This is a genomic window from Breznakia blatticola, from assembly GCF_004365815.1.
Taxonomy (GTDB): domain Bacteria; phylum Bacillota_I; class Bacilli_A; order Erysipelotrichales; family Erysipelotrichaceae; genus Breznakia; species Breznakia blatticola.
Genome location: NZ_SODD01000047.1, coordinates 1 through 18,978, shown reverse-complemented (window position 1 = coordinate 18,978; position 18,978 = coordinate 1). Strand labels below are relative to the sequence as shown.

Annotated in this window: 19 protein-coding genes; 4 read left to right on the top strand and 15 right to left on the bottom strand. The window is 34.6% G+C overall.

Translation table 11 applies throughout. The annotated features are described in order from the left end of the window. Window positions 1–209: 209 nt before the first annotated feature. From EDD63_RS10000 to EDD63_RS09975, 6 genes are all read right to left on the bottom strand, one after another. Window positions 210–1,643 carry a glycoside hydrolase family 1 protein gene (locus tag EDD63_RS10000; protein ID WP_134171022.1) on the bottom strand — a complete coding sequence of 478 codons (1,434 nt, stop codon included), beginning with the start codon at window positions 1,641–1,643 and terminating at the stop codon, window positions 210–212. After that, window positions 1,636–3,012: a 6-phospho-beta-glucosidase gene (locus tag EDD63_RS09995; RefSeq protein ID WP_134171020.1), complete on the bottom strand. Its 1,377-nt coding sequence runs from the start codon at window positions 3,010–3,012 to the stop codon at window positions 1,636–1,638. Before EDD63_RS09995 ends, EDD63_RS10000 begins: the two co-directional genes overlap by 8 nt. Window positions 3,013–3,107: 95 nt before the next feature. Then, window positions 3,108–4,526 (bottom strand): 6-phospho-beta-glucosidase, encoded by a 1,419-nt coding sequence (locus EDD63_RS09990; RefSeq protein WP_134171018.1) that lies wholly within the window; start codon window positions 4,524–4,526, stop codon window positions 3,108–3,110. A gap of 168 nt (window positions 4,527–4,694) precedes the next feature. Beyond that, window positions 4,695–6,584 (bottom strand): beta-glucoside-specific PTS transporter subunit IIABC, encoded by a 1,890-nt coding sequence (locus tag EDD63_RS09985; RefSeq protein ID WP_134171016.1) that lies wholly within the window; start codon window positions 6,582–6,584, stop codon window positions 4,695–4,697. Between the two features lie 180 nt (window positions 6,585–6,764). Then, window positions 6,765–7,607 carry a BglG family transcription antiterminator LicT gene (gene licT, locus EDD63_RS09980; RefSeq protein WP_134171014.1) on the bottom strand — a complete coding sequence of 281 codons (843 nt, stop codon included), beginning with the start codon at window positions 7,605–7,607 and terminating at the stop codon, window positions 6,765–6,767. Window positions 7,608–7,813: 206 nt separating this feature from the next. After that, window positions 7,814–8,575 carry an HAD-IIA family hydrolase gene (locus EDD63_RS09975; protein ID WP_243833766.1) on the bottom strand — a complete coding sequence of 254 codons (762 nt, stop codon included), beginning with the start codon at window positions 8,573–8,575 and terminating at the stop codon, window positions 7,814–7,816. 44 nt (window positions 8,576–8,619) lie between these two features. On the opposite strand from EDD63_RS09975, the gene EDD63_RS11775 reads away from it, so the two are divergent. After that, window positions 8,620–9,015, top strand: coding sequence for a prepilin peptidase (locus EDD63_RS11775; RefSeq protein ID WP_134171010.1), 396 nt, complete (start codon window positions 8,620–8,622; stop codon window positions 9,013–9,015). Here the strand turns inward: EDD63_RS11775 and EDD63_RS09965 are convergent. Genes EDD63_RS09965 through sufC form a run of 6 tightly spaced genes read right to left on the bottom strand, consistent with a single transcriptional unit; the run spans window position 9,006 to window position 14,233 of the window. Beyond that, window positions 9,006–9,536, bottom strand: coding sequence for a 5-formyltetrahydrofolate cyclo-ligase (locus EDD63_RS09965; protein ID WP_134171008.1), 531 nt, complete (start codon window positions 9,534–9,536; stop codon window positions 9,006–9,008). The genes EDD63_RS11775 and EDD63_RS09965 overlap by 10 nt on opposite strands. A 4-nt stretch (window positions 9,537–9,540) precedes the next feature. Beyond that, window positions 9,541–10,947: a Fe-S cluster assembly protein SufB gene (sufB, locus tag EDD63_RS09960; protein ID WP_134171006.1), complete on the bottom strand. Its 1,407-nt coding sequence runs from the start codon at window positions 10,945–10,947 to the stop codon at window positions 9,541–9,543. Further along, window positions 10,940–11,389, bottom strand: a complete 450-nt coding sequence (sufU, locus tag EDD63_RS09955; protein WP_134171004.1) for a Fe-S cluster assembly sulfur transfer protein SufU — start codon at window positions 11,387–11,389, stop codon at window positions 10,940–10,942. Before sufU ends, sufB begins: the two co-directional genes overlap by 8 nt. A gap of 12 nt (window positions 11,390–11,401) precedes the next feature. Beyond that, complete coding sequence (locus tag EDD63_RS09950; RefSeq protein WP_243833765.1) at window positions 11,402–12,601, bottom strand: aminotransferase class V-fold PLP-dependent enzyme; 1,200 nt, start codon at window positions 12,599–12,601, stop codon at window positions 11,402–11,404. Between the two features lie 34 nt (window positions 12,602–12,635). Next, on the bottom strand, window positions 12,636–13,430 hold the full coding sequence (locus EDD63_RS09945) for a SufD family Fe-S cluster assembly protein (protein ID WP_166667616.1): 795 nt from the start codon (window positions 13,428–13,430) through the stop codon (window positions 12,636–12,638). Further along, complete coding sequence (gene sufC, locus EDD63_RS09940) at window positions 13,430–14,233, bottom strand: Fe-S cluster assembly ATPase SufC (protein ID WP_134170998.1); 804 nt, start codon at window positions 14,231–14,233, stop codon at window positions 13,430–13,432. Before sufC ends, EDD63_RS09945 begins: the two co-directional genes overlap by 1 nt. A gap of 192 nt (window positions 14,234–14,425) precedes the next feature. On the opposite strand from sufC, the gene EDD63_RS09935 reads away from it, so the two are divergent. The 3 genes from EDD63_RS09935 to EDD63_RS09925 are packed head-to-tail and all read left to right on the top strand — an operon-like array spanning window position 14,426 to window position 16,758. Continuing rightward, window positions 14,426–15,442 (top strand): peptidylprolyl isomerase, encoded by a 1,017-nt coding sequence (locus tag EDD63_RS09935; protein ID WP_166667615.1) that lies wholly within the window; start codon window positions 14,426–14,428, stop codon window positions 15,440–15,442. Window positions 15,443–15,457: 15 nt separating this feature from the next. Then, complete coding sequence (locus EDD63_RS09930) at window positions 15,458–16,357, top strand: peptidyl-prolyl cis-trans isomerase (protein WP_134170994.1); 900 nt, start codon at window positions 15,458–15,460, stop codon at window positions 16,355–16,357. Window positions 16,358–16,359: 2 nt separating this feature from the next. Beyond that, a complete protein-coding gene (locus EDD63_RS09925; RefSeq protein ID WP_134170992.1) occupies window positions 16,360–16,758 on the top strand; it encodes an HIT family protein in 399 nt (132 codons plus the stop codon). A 64-nt stretch (window positions 16,759–16,822) separates the two neighbouring features. Here EDD63_RS09925 and EDD63_RS09920 read toward each other — a convergent pair whose 3' ends face one another. The 3 genes from EDD63_RS09920 to EDD63_RS09910 form a co-directional block, all read right to left on the bottom strand. After that, window positions 16,823–17,542: a tyrosine-protein phosphatase gene (locus EDD63_RS09920; RefSeq protein WP_134170990.1), complete on the bottom strand. Its 720-nt coding sequence runs from the start codon at window positions 17,540–17,542 to the stop codon at window positions 16,823–16,825. Then, window positions 17,535–18,689, bottom strand: a complete 1,155-nt coding sequence (locus tag EDD63_RS09915) for a M20 metallopeptidase family protein (protein ID WP_166667614.1) — start codon at window positions 18,687–18,689, stop codon at window positions 17,535–17,537. Before EDD63_RS09915 ends, EDD63_RS09920 begins: the two co-directional genes overlap by 8 nt. A gap of 76 nt (window positions 18,690–18,765) precedes the next feature. Next, window positions 18,766–18,978: YibE/F family protein (locus tag EDD63_RS09910; protein WP_166667613.1), on the bottom strand; the 213-nt coding region annotated here is incomplete at its 5' end.

The window sequence follows — 18,978 nt, the reverse complement described above, 5'->3', positions numbered from 1 at the left end:
CTTCAAGTTATAATTCCGAAAATTCATCAATTGCAATTCCGATTTTTTATCACTTGGTTTTCCGTTTTTTCTTCAAGTTAATTTTACAATTTACAGCAAATACATATTCACTTTGATATAGATTTGTATTTTGTATGATTATGGTTCATTTCATTCAACTTGAAAATGAAAAAAAGGATTATGCAATTTTTCTACATAATCCTTAAAAATTATACGTTTTCTCCGTTTGAAGCAATCACTTCTTTGTACCAGTCAAATGATTTTTTCTTTCTTCTTGAGAAGTCTCCGCTACCATCATCATATTTTTCAACATAAATAAAACCATAGCGTTTTGCCATCTCTCCAGTTGATGCACTAACCAAGTCAATGCATCCCCAAGGTGTAAAGGCACGCAAGTCTACACCATCAGCAATCGCTTCAGCCATAGCATCAATATGTTTACGTAAGTAATCAATACGGTAGTCATCATTAATAGAACCGTCTTCCTCAATTGTATCAAGTGCTCCTAGACCATTTTCAACAACCATTAATGGAACGCGGTAACGATCATATAGATCAATTAATGCATAACGAAGTCCTTGTGGATCAATTTGCCATCCCCACTCACTTGCTTCTAAGTAAGGGTTTGGTGTCCCACCAAGTAAGTTCCCTTCACCTTTTTTAGCTGGATCAGCAGATGTACAACTTGACATATAGTATGAGAACGAGATAAAGTCAACAGTTCCATTTGCGATGGTTTCCATATCACCTTCAGCAATATCAAGACTTACTCCATTTTCATCCCAAATGCGTTGTGCAAATGTTGGATATTTTCCTTTTACTTGTACATCTGTACAGTAATAATTAAAGTTTTGGTTTTGTTTTTGTGCTGCAATGGCATCCTCTGGTTTACATGTTAATGGATACGTTGTTGCATAGATAATCATATTTCCAACTTGGTTATTTGCATCCAATTCGTGTGCTAATTGTACAGCTTTTGCACTTGCAACAAATTGGTGGTGTAATCCTTGGAAACGTTTTTGTGGATTATCTACTTGATGCATGAAATCAGTAGTTCCTTCATTAATAATTCCTAATGATAAGAAGTTACCTAAATTCCCCATTGCACCATTAATTTCATTAAATGTTAACCAGTATTTTACTTTTCCTTTATAGCGATTAAAAATCGCAGTACAGTAGTTCATGAAAAAGTCAATCAACTTACGATTCGCCCAACCACCATATTCTTTTGATAAATGATATGGCAATTCGTAGTGAGAAATTGTAACTAATGGTTCTATATTGTGTTTTAAACACTCATCAATAACGCTTTCATAGAAAAGCAATCCCGCTTCATTTGGTTCGCTTTCATCTCCTTTTGGGAAAATACGAGTCCATGCAATTGAGAAACGATATACTTTGAATCCCATTTGCGCAAACATTGCGATATCATTTTTGTAGTGGTGATACATATCAATCGCTTCGTGTGAAGGATAAAATGTACCTTCCTCTAATACGGGTGTAATGCGTTTTGCTTGTGTTCTTGATCCACCTGTACAGATATCAGAAATAGATAAGCCTTTTCCGCCTTCTCTATATCCACCTTCACATTGGTTGGCAGCAGTTGCTCCACCCCATAAAAATCCTTCTGGAAATCTACCCATTATATGTCACTCCTTTACTTTCTAATTCAGCAATTTTGTCTGCGAATTGTGGTAAGTGTTTTTTATGCGCAACTAATAGTTCATTCATTACCATGTCTGCTTTTTCTCCAGACTCGATTAATGGATTAATTGTGAATGCTTGTTTTAATGTTTCATAGTTTCCCGTGATTGCTGCTTCAATCGTACATTCTTCCATTGCTTTCATAATTTGTAGCATTCCTCTTTGTGCACTCTTAAAACTTCCCCATACAATTGGTTCTGCTCCATGACTTGTAATATAGCTTGATACCTCTGCAATACTATCATATGGTAAATCCGCAATCGCCCCTTTGTTTTGTGTACTTACAACCATTACTTTTCGTTTGTCGTTCACAATGGATGCAATTACTTCACAAGCTGCATCACTATAGAATGTTCCACCTCGTTCACTTAGCTCTTTTGGTTTGTAGTCTAAGTTTGGATCTTTGTATAGTTCAAACAAGCGATCTTCGGTTGCTTTAACTAGTTGTGCACGTGTGTTGTTTTCTTTGTATTCTTCTAGTTCTAAATCTAGCATTGTTTGTGTTAAATAGTAATAACGGTGGTACATACATGGTAATAATCCTTCATGTTTTACCAAGTCGTAATCAAAAGGCATTTGTGGAATGTTTTTTACTCCTTCTGGCATATCTTCAGGAGCGATATCTTTTCCATATTGTTGGTCAATGATTTTATCTGTGATTTCTTGTCCTTGTTTGTTCCAAACACGGTGCCAGTGGAAGTGATTTAACCCTGCAAACTTAAAGTATAATTCTTCACTGAATGGTTCTAATCCTTCAAATGCATTTGCGATGTTTTGGTGAACGATAGGCACATTACATAATCCAATCGTTCTTGTCCAACCAAAGTGTTTGATTGCAGCTTCTGTAACCATCCCTGATGGATTGGTAAAGTTTACTAACCATGCATTTGGACAAAGTTCTTTCATATCATCAATAATTGATTTAATGACTGGAATGGTACGTAAAGCTTTGAACATTCCCCCAGCTCCATTTGTTTCTTGACCCATCATTCCATACTTTAATGGAATGGTTTCATCTTTGATTCTTGCATCAAGCAATCCAACACGAAATTGTGTAGTTACGAAGTCTGCATCTTTTAATGCAGCTCTGCGATCCATTGTAAGGTGCACTTCCCAATCAAGGTTAGCAGCTTTAATCATACGTTTTGCCATCGCTCCAACGATTTCTAGTTTTTCTTTTCCTTCTTCGATATCCACAAGCCAGATTTCTTTAATATCTAACTCATCTTTACGTTTAATAAATCCTTCAAATAATTCTGGTGTGTAGCTACTACCTCCACCAATTGTTGCAATCTTAAGTCTTCCCATAGTTCCTCCAGTTTCTTTCTTTTTCTTAAGTAAAATAATAAAGCCTGTTTATCAACTACCAGTTTTCGGTACATCATAAACAGGCAATGATTTAATTAGATATTTTCTCCGTTAGAAGCGATTACTTCTTTATACCAGTCAAAGCTTTTCTTTTTACTACGTTTTAATGTTCCATTCCCAGCGTCATCACGGTCTACATAAATGAATCCATAACGTTTACTCATTTCACCTGTTGAAGCACTAACTAGGTCAATACATCCCCAAGAAGTGTATCCAAGTAAATCTACACCATCTAATGTAACAGCATCGTGCATTGCTTTAATGTGTTCTCTCATATAGTCAATGCGGTAGTCATCTTCAACATAACCGTTTGCATCTGGTTTATCTACTGCACCCAATCCATTTTCAACGATGAATAATGGTTTTTGGTAGCGGTCATATAATGCGTTAAGTGTAGTACGTAATCCTTGAGGATCGATTTGCCATCCCCATTCACTTGCTTTCAAGTATGGGTTTTTCACTGAAGCAAATACGTTTCCATCAGTTTTTAGCTTTTCATCAACACTTGCACATTTTGAAGAGTAGTAAGAGAAACTAATAAAGTCTACAGTGTGTTCTTTTAAGATTTCTTCATCACCTTCAACGAAAGGAATTTTTACTCCTTTTCTTTCTAAATCAAGTAATGCATATTTTGGATATTCACCTCTTGATTGTACATCAATAAAGAAGTAGTTATCACGGTTTGTTTCGTATGCTTTCCAAACATCTCCGGGGTTACATGAATATGGATATACTTCACCAGCAGCAAGCATACATCCAATCATATTGGTTGGATCAATTTCGTGTCCAATTTTTGTAGCTAGAGCACTTGCTACCAACTCATGGTGTGCAGCTGTATATGTTGCTTGATCACGGTTTTCACCTTCTTCAAAGTAAAGACCAGCTCCCATAAATGGTAAGTGTAAAATCATGTTAATTTCATTGAATGTTAACCAGTATTTTACAAGTCCTTTGTAACGTGTAAATAAAACTCTTACTAATTTTTCATAGAATCCAATTAACTTACGGTTTTTCCATCCACCATACTCAGTGATTAAGTGCATTGGACAGTCAAAGTGTGTAATTGTAACTAATGGTTCAATTCCATATTTGTGACATTCTTTAAATAAATCTTCATAGAATTTCAGTCCAGCTTCATTTGGTTCATCTTCATCACCGTTAGGGAAAATTCTTGTCCAAGCAATAGATAAACGGTATGTTTTAAATCCCATTTCTCCAAATAGTGCGATGTCTTCTTTGTAGTTATGATACATATCAATCGCATTTTGTGCAGGATAGAAGTGTTCATCATCAAAATCAAACATTTTCATGTTTCCTAGCATCACTGGGAAACGGTCCTTCCCATGAGGAATCACATCAACATTTGCTAATCCTCTTCCATCAACATTGTATGCACCTTCGCATTGGTTGGCAGCGGTTGCTCCACCCCATAAAAAATCTTTTCTAAAAGCCATAGTACCCTCTCTTTCACATATATTTCTTTCAATTATATTATTGCTTATAGCCTTAGTTTAAACCCTCTAGCAACTGTAGAGTCAAGGCAATAAATGCATTATTTTCATTCTTTTTTTATCTATAAAGGCAACAAAACATTAGGTTTCCCTAATGCTTTGTGTGTGTTTTTAAACTAAACCGATGATAATTTCATCTCCAGTTTTTACTTCAGGTTCTTGTGTTTCCACAAGATCTAAATAATCTGTCGTATTCACAACGACAACTGGTGTAATTGTACTAAATCCAGCTTCTTGAATTGCTTCAATATCAAAGTTCACAAGAGCTTGTCCTTGTTTTACTTTGTCACCTTGGCTAACAAGTGCTTCAAAATGTTTACCTTCAAGTTGAACCGTATCCATTCCGATGTGAATTAGTAATTCCATACCATCATCAGAAACTAAACCAATTGCATGTTTTGTTGGGAATAATGTAATTACTGTTCCATCAAATGGCGCAACTACTTTTCCTTCAGTTGGTTCAATCGCGATCCCTTTACCTAATGCACCTTGTGCAAAAGCATCATCTTTCACTGAAGAAAGAGGAACCACTTTACCTTTAATAGGGCTAGCTACTGATTGTTTTTTTTTTACTAATGTTTCAGCTTGTGCAGTAACGTCTTTTGCTTCGTATTTGTCTTTCCAGAAGAAGAAAGTCAACGCAAATCCAATTACCATTGAAATTACAACACAGATGATTGCTGACCACATTCCACTAGCATCTCCATCTGGAGTAATATAGTTAACAACACCGAAGATTCCTAAACCACCAGAAGTGTATGAAATTGCGTTGCTTCCTGCAAAGATTGCACCAGCAATACCAGCACCGATCATAGAGAATGCAAATGGTGTTTTTTCTGGTAATGACATACCATAAATCGCAGGTTCTGTTACCCCACAAATACCAGAGATAATTGCCCCAGGTCCAATTTCTTTGTACACAGGGTTTTTCGCTTTAATCCACATTGCAAGAATAGCACCAGTTTGTGCGAATGTTGTTCCAAACATACCAGTAAGAATTGAACTAGATCCTGTTGAAGCAATTGCCATAATGTGTAAAGGTACAACACTCCAGTGAAGTCCAAAGATAACAAGTACTTGCCATACAAGACCAAGAACTGCACCATATACAAATGGTGAGAAATCGATCAATGCTTGGAATCCCATTTGTAGGTATTCCATGAATAATCCCATAACTGGTCCAATCACTAAGAATCCAGCGAATAATGAAACGATTAATACAAAGAATGGTACGAAGAATGTTTGAATTACTTCAGGAATCACTTTGATTGCAAGTTTTTGCACTTTAGCAGCAAACATTACAATAAATAATGCTGGCATAGCTCCACTTAAGTAGTTTTGTGCTACCCAAGGAATTCCGAAAAGTTTAACATAAGAATCAAGACCTAATAAGCTAAATGGTGCAGTTTCAACACCAGCTGACATTGTACTTAATTGTACAGCAGGCATACATAAACTTGCTCCAATAGCTAAACCAATCATTGGTTTTAATCCGAATTTCTTCGCAGCGTTGTATCCTACGAACATCGGTAAGAAGTTAAATACTGAGTTTCCAATTGCATTTAAGAAAATGTAAATACCTGATGTAGCATCATATACTTCTAAGAATGTACATACAGCATTTACCCCTTGCATCATCCCACAAGCACATAATACACCAAGGAATGGTTGGAAAGTTCCACTTAATACATCAATAACACGATCAAAGAAATTTCCTTTGTCTCCATCTGAATTTGCAGCACTTTCGCTTGATAATCCAGCTACTTCTAATACATCATCGTAAACTTTAGATACGTGGTTTCCAATTACTACTTGGTATTGCCCACCACTTTTCATGACAGTAACAACTCCGTCCATGTTTTTTAATACATCATCGTTTGCTTTACTTTCATCTTTTAATTTAAAACGTAATCTTGTGATACAGTGCGTTAAACTGTTGATGTTTTCTTTTCCACCAACATTAGCAACTATATCTCTTGCTAATTGTTCATATTTTCCCATTTTTTTGACCTCCATCTTTCTGAAATAAATAGTTATATGAAATCTGAAGGTTTGGCCAACTTAATGTCACCACCCACTATATTTTTACAAAGCAAGTACCTGTCAAATCCCCCTTTCATTTCCTTATAATTGCTTTATAAATGACGAATTTATTTGTGATCAATGATCACTTTACATCGGTTATTTATCTGTTTTATAAATAACGCGCTCAATATGAATTGTTAAGTATAATTGTTCTTCATTTGAAAGAACATAATCATATTTCTCAACAATAAACTTTGTAATTTTTAATACACAATCGTATGCATTTTTATATTTCACTTTAATGAGTTCTAATAAGTCATCTTCTTGATTTCCAGTATATGTGTTCTTGTGAATCAGACGTTGCGCAAAGAACTTTAAGTGTGTAATAAATCGATAGAAATATACGGAATCTTCATCAAACTCTACATTGAAGTAATACTTTACAATGTTTGATATTTCTTGCATTACTGTTGTAATTTCATAAACATCTTCGATATCTTCATCCATCTCTGCATTCACTAAGTGTAAAGCAACGAATCCAGCTTCATCATCTGGTAAACGCACATTGAATTTTTCCTCAATCATATCCAAAGCGGTTTTCCCGACTGCATATTCATCAGGATAAAAACGTTTTGTATCCCACAACAAAGCATTCTTTACAGTAATTCCTTCATTGAAACGTACAATTGCAGTATACATATGGTCGACAATTGAAATGTAAATTGAATCATTCAATTTTCTACCTAAATGTGTTTTTGCAAAGGTTACAATTTCTTCTGAGAGTTGTACGTACTCCATTGGGATATCAACCAATAACTCTTGGAAACGACTATTCATATCTGGGTTTGCCATAAAGAATTCTTTATCTATCATCCCTGGATCAACTTCGTCTCCAACTTTCTTCTTAAATGCGAGTCCACAACCCATCACAATCTTTTCATTTTGATGTTGATCAAGTATAACTACGACATTGTTGTTTAGTATTTTTTCAATCCTCATATTTCCCTCACATTCTCCAAATAAAGATAAAAACCTATTCACCTAACTCTGATAATATACAAAAATCCTGCATATTTATCATTGTTTGGGCAAATAGGTTTAGCTTGTTCTCACAATCACTATCCAATTTATAATTGAATTGTACCACAATTGCACATAATTGCAACCGCTTTCACATCTTTTTTCTACTTTTTTTATAAATCCTTTCAAATCACTTGAATTTCATCAAGCGAATCAACGATATATGTTGGTTTAATTCCAAAGGTTTCAACATCTATGCGTGAATGTACTCCACTTGTAATTAAAATAGTGTCAATTCCTGTATTTTGTCCAAGGGCTATATCCGTCTCTAGATTATCACCTACCATAACGACATCTTCTTTTTGTATATCAAAATAACGTAATGCTTGATTTAAGATAGGTGCATAGGGTTTCCCTATCTTTTCACTTTTTTGTTCACTTGCATATTCAAATAAAGCCACAACACTTCCATTTCCTATAGCATATCCTTCACTTGTTGCTAAACGACGATCACTATTTGTACCGATTAGTTTTGCACCGTTTAGTAAAAATGAGAGTGCATGTGAATACATTTCATACGTTCCATCTTTATCTAACCCAACAAAAACGAAATCAACATCTTTATCTGTAATATGAAATCCATTGGTAAGTAATGCTTCACGTAATCCATCTTTTCCAACCATATATGCATTTCGCTCTTTATAGTTTTCAGCTACATGCATCGCTGCAGCCATACTTGAAGTAAAGAAATCTTCTTCTTGAATTCCATTAAAACCAATCGCTTCCATATGTTCTTTATTTTGTTTTAATGTACGTGTTGCATTATTTGTAAGAAAGATATAGCGATTCCCGCTTTCTTTAATACGATCCAAAAACGCTTGTGCTCCCTCTACCATAATACTTCCGTGGTACATGGTACCATCTAAATCAATCAAAAATGTCTTCATAATCTACCTCGTATGTTCTCTATTTTACCACATTCTAGGAATCTATGTTTTTAAATTGTATAGATGGTATGGAACTATCTACACTTTGTTTATTCATTTACATTTGTTTACAAGATCTTGACAATCAAATCATTCAAGATCGATTCTTTATTCTATTGTATATCGACTTGCATTTAAATTATTCATATAGAATTGAACATCCATGGATGAGTTTGATCTTCTTTTTCATCCTTGCTATTTGTTATGCCAAGTCTTTTTTAGGTGGAGCGGACATAAAATACATTGTATATGCATATGTATTCCTTGGTTTTACTCATATGCTTTACATGTTAATGATTGCAAATACTTGCGGATTATTCTATATGTATATATCTAATAAAAAAAGAATCCCCTTTCTACCATTTCTAGTACTTGGGACTCTTATTTTGTTTTATTTATGATATACCTTCGCTTCACTTACAATATAGTCTAGTGGAACATCAAATGTTTCTGTTGGAATATCTGCTAATTTCTGTGCTTCAAATCCAACACCAATTTTAAGTGCATTTGTCTTTTTTAGATACACATCATAGTATCCACCACCTTGACCAAGGCGGTTTAGTTTTTCATCAAACCCGACAAGTGGGACAATGATGACTTCAAGATCTTCTGGTTCTATTTTAAAATCTGAGATTGGTTCTTTTTGACCAAACGATCCAATTGTAAATTGATCAAGTCCTTCAATTAAGTAAAAGTCCATTTCTCTTTTTCCAGTAACAACTGGTGCAAAGAACGAACGTTCCAAGCGTAATAAACTTGTGACATCTACTTCGCTTTTCATTGGTAAATAAATGGCAATTTTTTCATATTTCCGCAATAAAGGAATTAACTTATCAACAACATCTGCAGAATAGTTTGCAAGTTGAAGCTCGTTAAGTTCTTGACGTTTTTTTCTTGTTTCTGTTCTCAGATTCTTTTTCATAGTATTACCCGATTGACCCTTCCATATCCATTTTCAATAGTTGGTTAAGTTCAACTGCATATTCCATTGGTAATTCTTTTGTAAATGGCTCTAAAAATCCCATTACAATCATTTCTTCTGCAGCTTCTTTGGTTAACCCACGACTCATTAGATAGTATAATTGTTCTTCAGAAATCTTAGATACGGTTGCCTCGTGTTCAATAGTTGAATCATTATTTTCCACGATATTTGTTGGTATTGTATCTGATCGACTTAATTTGTCTAAAATAAGTGTATCACATTCAATCTTACTTTTCGCATATTTCGCATTTTTTCCATGACGTACGATTCCACGGTAGTTAACTTCCCCACCTTTTTTTGAAATCGACTTCGAAATAATTGTGCTTGATGTATGTGGTGCTAAATGAATCATTTTTGCTCCTGCATCTTGGATTTGTCCTTTACTAGCAACAGCAATCGAAACAGTTGTTCCTTTTGCATATTCTTCAGCAAGTACACAAGCAGGATATTTCATATTCACACCCGAACCAATGTTTCCATCGATCCATTCCATACTTCCGTTATATAGTACTTTTGCACGTTTCGTAACAAGGTTAATAATATTACTACTCCAGTTTTGTACTGTTGAGTAACGACATTTTGCATCTTTATGTACAAAAATTTCAACAACAGCAGCATGTAGACTATCTTTTGAATACACTGGTGCTGTACATCCTTCTACATAGTGAATATCTGCACCCTCATCAACAATGATTAGTGTACGTTCAAATTGTCCACCTTGTTCCGTATTAATACGGAAATACGATTGTAGTGGTTTTTCTAATTTCACACCTTTTGGTACGTAAATAAAACTACCACCGCTCCACACTGCACTATTTAACGCAGCAAATTTATTATCCGTATATGGAATTAACTTCCCAAAAAACTTCTTAAAAAGTTCTTCGTGTTCTTTTAATGCAGTATCTGTATCAAGGAAGATAACTCCCTTATCTTGCACTTCTTGTAACATATTGTGATACACCGCTTCACTATCGTATTGCGTTGTAACACCTGCTAAGAAGTCCTTTTCTGCTTCAGGAATTCCTAAACGATCAAAAGTGTCTTTGATTGTATCTGGTACATCATCCCAAGAGGTTTCTGTTCTCTCACTTGGTTTAATGTAATATGTAAATTCATCAAAGTCAATTTCGCTTAGATCAGGTCCCCATGTTTGCATTGGTGATTTTTGAAAATATTCTAACGCTTGCAAACGGTACTCCTTCATCCATTCTGGTTCACCTTTTATATTTGAAATCTCTTCTACAATTTCTTTAGATAAACCTTTTTTTGTTTTATAAACACTTGTGTCTTCATCGTGAAAACCATATTCATACTCTTCACTAAGACCAAGTTCTTTTTCTTTATCAGTCATGGTTTTCCTCGCTTTCATCAATTAAAGCTTCCATACCATCCCAGCCAATTGTGGCACAGTGAATTCGATTGGCTTGTTTTCCAACATTTTGGAAAGCAATTGCTTCTTCAAGTAAATCTTCATCATATGGTTTTTCATCGATCATCGCACGATAGTTTTTAATAATTTCGCGTGCTTCTTCAATAGTTTTCCCAATAAGTAACTCACTCATAATCGAAGTTGATGAAGTTGAAATGGTACATGCTACTCCATCAAAACGAACATCGTCAATCTTTCCATCTTTAATTTTTGCTTGCACATGGATATCATCAATACAAGAATCACTTGCCATGTGTTTTTCTTTATATTCAGGATCTTTCGATAATTCATGGTTTCTTGGATTTTGTCCATGATCCATAATGATTTGTCGTAAAATCATTGGGTCGTTCATCATACTACTCATAAACATTTCCTCCTAAAAGAATACATCTAACATGGATTCTTTATTTATGCTTTTACATACTTCGATAAAGTGATCAACTTCTTCTTTTGTATTGTAGAAAGCTAAACTTGCACGTAATGTACTTGGTGTTTGCAACACATCCATCAATAGCTTTGCGCAGTGTTGACCACTACGTAAACTAATTCCTTTATCTGAAAAATATGTAGCTGCATCCTGGCTAAAGACATCTTTTATGTTGAATGTAATAATACTGCTTTCAACATCTGCATTATAAATCTCAACATTATCAAGTTCACTTTGCATTTTCTTAAGCATATAATCACGCAATTCATGCTCGTATGTATAAATCGTATCCATACCAATTGCATCTATATAATCAATTGCTGCTTTCATTCCTAGTGTTGCTTCAATTGGTGGTGTTCCTGGTTCGAATTTATATGGTGGATTTTTCATTAAAATATTTCCACACATGTCATAGCGAGCATTACTTCCTCCACCTAATAACATAGGTTCCATATCTTCCAGCAATTCATATTTACCATATAGTACTCCCACTCCTGTAGAACCACATAATTTATGTCCACTGAATGCAAAGAAATCACAATCAAGATCTTTCATATCTACTTTCATGTGTGGTGCACTTTGTGCCCCATCAACAACGATAATTGCTCCATGTTCATGAGCAATACGACTAATTTCTTTAATATCAATTTCTGCACCAAGGACATTTGTAACATGTGCAATCGCAATGATTTTTACTTTATTTGACATCATCTTTTCGACTTGTTCAGGTGTAATCATTCCATTGTCATCCAATGGGATAAATTCTAGTTTTGCACCTTTTGCTTCTGCAATATTCATCCAAGGCAAATAGTTTGAAGCATGTTCTGCTTCATCTGTTAAAATCACATCACCTGGTTGTAAGTGTTTTCCAGCATACCCGTAGGCAACTTGGTTTAATCCAAAAGAAGCTCCTGTTGTAAACACAACTTCTTTTTTCTCACAATTGATAAACTTTGCTACACGTTCGCGTGCTTCTTCATATAGTGTATCTACAGTAAATCCAAGTTCATAATCTCCACGATGTGCATTTACTGAATAATTTGTATAGTACTTTGTAACTGCATCAATAACACTGTATGGTTTAAATGCAGTTGCGGCATTATCAAAATAGATTAAGTCATATCCTTTTTTACTTTTGACTTTCAACATCGGAAAGTCTTCTCTTATACGCTTTACATCCATATTATAAACCTACCCGACTACGTACCTTATTAATATATTCACTACGCATATCTTCATTATCAAACACTTCACTAATTGGCAATAAATACGAAAGCGTCAATAGTTCCTTGGCTTGTTTTTCATCCATCCCACGACTTGTTAAATAGTATAAATGTTGTTCATCCATTTTTCCCATCGAGTTTGCATGACTTGCCATTACATCATTTTCATCAATTAGCAAGACAGGTGTTGCTTTACTTACTTGATCATCGCTTGTGGTTAAGATACGACTCATTTGGTGTGACTTACTACCAAATGCACCTTTCTTAATCGTTCCACATGCACGCAAATCATAGTTTGCTTTTGCATCAGAAATTTCAAAGTTATTCATATCCGAATTTGTATTTGGTGCATGATGTATACACTCAATATCAAATGCTTTCTTTGTTGTTGAAATACTTGTTGATACAATTTTTGCTGTTGCATCTTCAGCTAATAAGTTTACAAGTACTTTCTCTTGTACTTCACTATCACTCAACTCATACATTCCGATTTTAATTGTGGCAGCTAATTGTACATCTGCTTCGATTTGAAGTTTTGTATGTTTTGCTCCATTATCAAAAAGAATATGTAATTGGCTGTGATTAGCTAGTTGAATCTTACAATGAAGATCCATATCTTCCACTAGTTTGATAACTAACTCATTTGCAGTATTCGCAGTAGTTGTTATCACTAATTCCTGCATATCGTGAAGCTCATAGGTTTCAACTTTGGAAGTATCAAGATGTAGTACACTATTCCCTACAAGTTGTTCCATTATTTTTTTGCTCCACATGCATCTAAAGACATACGCGTTTGAATTGCAGGTTTTTCAACACCGTATTTATCGTATACCCAGTCATATCCTTCAGTATCGATTTTCTTAATTAATTCATATCCACCAGTTTCTTGAATTTTTCCATCAAGTAACACGTGTACATGTGTTGGTTTAATTAAATCTAAGAAACGTTCATAGTGAGAAACAATCAATAAAGATAAATCTTGACTATTAAATAATTCATATACTGCGTTAGCAACAATTTGAAGTGCATCAACATCAAGACCAGAATCGATTTCATCAAGCATAGCTAAGCTTGGTTTTAATAGTTTCATTTGTACAATTTCATTACGTTTTTTCTCACCACCTGAGAATCCTTCGTTTAAGTTACGGTGAGCCATTTCACTTTGTAATCCTAAATCTTCAATTGCACCTTCCATTTCTTTAATGAACTTAAATAAAGAAATAGGTTTCTCTAAACGTGCATTCATTGCAGCACGCATAAAATCAGAGTTATTCACTCCTGGAATTTCAGCTGGATATTGCATTCCTAAGAAAATACCTACACGACTTCTTTCATCAACACTCATCGCTAAGACATCTTTTCCATCAAATGTAATACTACCTTTTGTTACTGTGAATTTCGGGTCTCCCATAATTGCAGAAAGAAGCGTACTTTTCCCTTGTCCGTTTGGACCCATGATTGCATGTATTTCATGAGTATCAACTTCTAAGTTGATTCCCTTTAAAATTTCTTTTTCATTAATTTGGACATGTAAATCCTTAATTATTAACTTCGCCATTTGTCATCTACCTCTCATTCTTCTTATTGTACTCACAAAGTGCAGTTTAATCAATGATGTTGACTTAACTTTGCGAAATATTTTTTTCATGAAGTTCGTGTGAACTTTTCGTTGAAACACTAGAATTATACTAGTGTTTCCTATATAATATACTAGCGTATGCAAAAAAGCAAAAGCATAGTAGGAGGCATTATGAATATTGAAACAATCAAGGATATCCTAAAAAAATTCTGGTTTGTTATCCTAGTCGGAACAATTTTAGTCGCATTTGCGATCTATTTTGCTTGGGACACAAACAAGGATACCATCGGAGCTAAATCTGCAGATGGTAAGGATGTGATTTTCTCTCTTGCCAATAAAAATTACACAGCTGACGAATATTATGATGAGCTGTTCTCAATCACAGGTAGCGATAGTGAAACCCCTAGTGGAGTCATTCTTGCATATACGATGTTAGAACGAGAAGTTGTAAGTCAAAGTGTAAAAGCAACAGATGAAATGAAAAAAACTGCAGAGGAAAACTTCGAAGCTGCAGAAGCAAGTTTTAAATCAACGCAAGGAAAGAATTATGAAAGCTATATGGATACAGAACTTCAAAAGCTTGGGTATTCTGGAGTTGAAGATTTCGAAGACTATTTCTTAGATATCGAAAAAGCTAAGAAGATGATGAACGATTATGTAAAAGATAATCCAGAATTATTCGACAAGATTTATGAAGAAAAATCTCCACGAGTAATTAGTCACATTCTTGTGAAAGTAGAAAAAGACAAAGATGTAACTGCAGAACAACAAGCAAAAATGGACAAAATCGATGAATTATTAAAAGATGAAGATTTTGGTAAAATTGCAAAAGAATACTCTGAAGATACAAACAGTGCAGTAAATAATGGTAGCTTAGGTATTCAAACAAGTGATAGCTCTTTAGTAAGTGAATTTAAAGATGCTGCATGGAAATTAAAAGATGGTGAAGTATCTGGATGGGTTCGTACCGAACACGGATACCACAAAATTAAAATTGACACAACAAAGAAAGACAAAATGTTAAAAGACTACACAGATGCAGTAGTTACAGCTGTACAAGAAGCGAACCCTAACCTACGTAAGAAAGTCGTTTGGGAAAAAGCAGAAAAACTTAGTGTAGAAATTAAAGACAAAGACTTAAAAGCGCAACTGCTTACATACATGGGCGTTGAAACAGAGAAAGAATAATAGGAGGAACACACAATGAAAAAGAGAATACTTACAGTTGCTTGTGCAAGCCTATTACTCGTTAGTGGATGTAGCAACGCAACAACACAAGTAAAAGATGATGATAAAGTACTTATCAAAGTTGGTGATGAAGAAATCACTAAAGGCGATATTTATACAGGATTAGTTGCACAAGGAAACATTACACCTGTACAACGCGCAATGAGTGAAATCCTAGTAGATAAACTTGTAAAAGTTGATGATGATATCAAAAAACAAGCGGATGAAGATCTTGCTTACTACAAAGAAATGTATGGGGACCAATGGGAAACAACATACAAAAGCTATGGTTACAAAGATGAAGAAGCATTCTACAACGATGTTATTTTATTAAATGCACGTATGAATAAATTAACTTCATTATATGTAAAAGATAACCTAGCTGAATTAGTAAAAGAATTCAAACCTAGAAAAGCTCAAGTCTTCCAAGTAAAAGATGAAGAGAAAGCAAAAAAAGCATTAGAAGCAGCTAAGAAAAAAGATGCTGACTTTGCAGCTATTGCCAAAGAATATGGTGATGAAGGTACATATAACGGTTCTGAAGCTATTTACAATACAAATAGCGGACTACCTGATGTTGTATGGAAATACATTGAAGAAGCTGACAAAAACGGAGTTGTAGACAATATGCTACAAGATCCAAGTGCTGAAACTTACTATATTGTTAAAGTAACTGAAAAAGACTATAAAAAATTCAAAGAAGATGCAATTAAAAATATTTCAGAAATTTCAATTTCTGCTTCTACAGAAGAAAATGCACCAAAACCTTTGGCAGACCGTGCATTTGCATACTTCTTAGATAAATACGATTACTCAATTCATGATGTAAATATCTACCAAGATCTATTGTCATCAAGTTCAAAGTTTGAGAAATAGTTATGTGTATTTTCTGTAAGATTGTCGATGGTGAAATTCCATCATATAAAGTATACGAAGATAGTGATGTACTTGCCTTCCTTGATATCTCTCAAGTAACAAAAGGACATACACTAGTCATTCCAAAAAAACATTATGAAAACTTTATTGATGTAGAGCCAGAAACTTTGCAAAAAGTTATGGCTGTTGCACAAGATCTTGCAAAAGACTACATGGATAAATTATCTTGTACAGGTATGAATATACTAAGCAATGTGAATGAAGTTGCTGGACAAAGTGTTTTCCACTTTCATGTTCACCTCATTCCCCGCTATGCTGAAAACGACGATGTTGTTATTGAATTCAAACAAAGTCCTGAACAAGATTTACCAGCATTACAGCAATTACTAAAGAAGGATTAAGTTCCTTCTTTTTTTATACTTTATTGAAAATACCTAACAAAAAAATGCCACGTTTGTGACATTTTTATTTACTTATAATTTGCTGTGGTACATCAATTAAATAAGATTTCGCTTTTTCTTCTCCATAGTGTTTACTAATGTATACATATACATCACTAAGTTTTGGTAAACGCGGTGCATATGGAGCGTGAGAATCAGTGGCAATACAATCTACTAAATCATCTTCAAGTAAACGTGTAGCAAACTCATTTGCTTTTTGCATTTTATCAAGTTGCAATACACTTGTACGATTTACTTGCATTAAGCATCCCATCTTACGCCACAAACGAACCAATTCATAATCTTCATGAACCCATTGATAGCGTTCAGGATGTGCAACAACTGGTATGAATCCTTTATCAATGATTCGCTGTAAATAGCTAGTTGGTTTATCCATTGCATTTTTTGTCCATGCAAATTCAACTAACATATATTTGCCATAATCACCATATGTCACAAAGCCATCTTCATCTAACAAGTGCATACTTTTATGATTTAGAAAGTTCTCTGCACCTAATATCACTTCAATATCTAGATGATTAGCTTCAATCAACGCTTGTACATTTTCTAGTGCATGTTGTAAATCCGCTTTTGTATTTTCATACATTGGAGGTTTGATATGACTCGTTGCAGCAATGACTTTCACTCCATCTGCAGCAGCAACTTTTAACATATCCAACGATTCGGTAGATCGTTGACTTGCATCATCTACTCGGTACAGAATATGACAATGTACATCAATCATAGACACCCATCCCTTCTAGCAAACGAACATTTGTTTCAATAGCATGTAGTAATACCTTTTCATCAAAATCATATTTTGCACTATGTAGATTTTGATCATAAGTTTTGCTTCGTGTTCCAACATAATAAAATAAGCCGGGAACTTGTCTTTGATAAAACGAGAAGTCTTCAGCAACCATCTTTGGATCAATTTCTAACAATTCATCTTTTAAGACAGTATCTAATAACTCGTAAAGTTTCTTATCATTATCAACAACAAAATAATAATCAACGACTCTCGCATCAATATTCACCTGATATGCCTTAGCAATCCCTTCTGCAATTTCTTGGATTCTATTTTTTATGAGTTCATATGTATCATCTTGAAATGCTCGAATTGTACCTTTCATTTTACATGTCTCAGCGACGATGTTTTCAGCACTTCCAGCATGGAACGTTCCTATCGTAACTACACTACTATGAAGTGGATTGATGTTTCTTGAGCTAATGCTTTGTAAGGCACTCACAAATGCGCTACCAGCAACAATTGTATCACTTCCTAAATGTGGTGTTGCGCCATGTGTTCCCTTTCCTATGATATCTACAAAGAGCTCTCCATTGCGAGCCATCATCGGACCAGGTCGACAAGCAATAATACCTTCATCTACTTCACCCATCATATGAACACCAAATATGCACTCCATTGGATAAGTAGTAAATAATCCATTTTCAATCATTACTTTTGCCCCACCAGGACCTTCTTCAGCTGGTTGGAAGATAAAGGTAATGTTTTTCTTTATGTGATCTTTATGCTCCATTACATACTTACAAAGTCCTAATAAAGCAGCCATATGTCCATCATGACCACAAGCATGGCTATTTTCACTTGTTGAAGCAAAAGATCTTTTGGTTTCTTCTTTTAATGGTAAAGCATCCATATCACTACGAAATCCGATTGATGTAGGTGCATCATTTACTTTTAGTTGTACGACTACAGAGTTTTTCGCAAAGCTAAAATCAAATGTATCATAGCCAAAAGTAGTCAGTTTATCTACAATATAGTCCAATGTCTTTTTTGTATTGAACCCTGTTTCAGGAATTTGATGAAGCTCACGCCGCATCAAACAAATTTCATTTTCTAGTTGTTTTATATCTTCTCTAACATCCATACAAAATCTCCTTGCCATTAGTATAGCACAAAAAAGCTAAGAGTTTTTGTCCTCCTAGCTCTCTTTATTATGTATTTTACTCACCTTGTGTTCTCGTATTTTCTACTCTTTTTGTTTTCGCACTTAAGATATATGCACCAAGCAATGATGTGAATGGTACAGTCAATACAATCCCAATACTTCCTGCTAATGCCTGTGCTATCTCTAGTGCAACATAGTCCATGTTAAGTATTTGGTTTGCATTTACACTGTATGCCATAAATAAAATCATTGTCGCAAAGGAACTTCC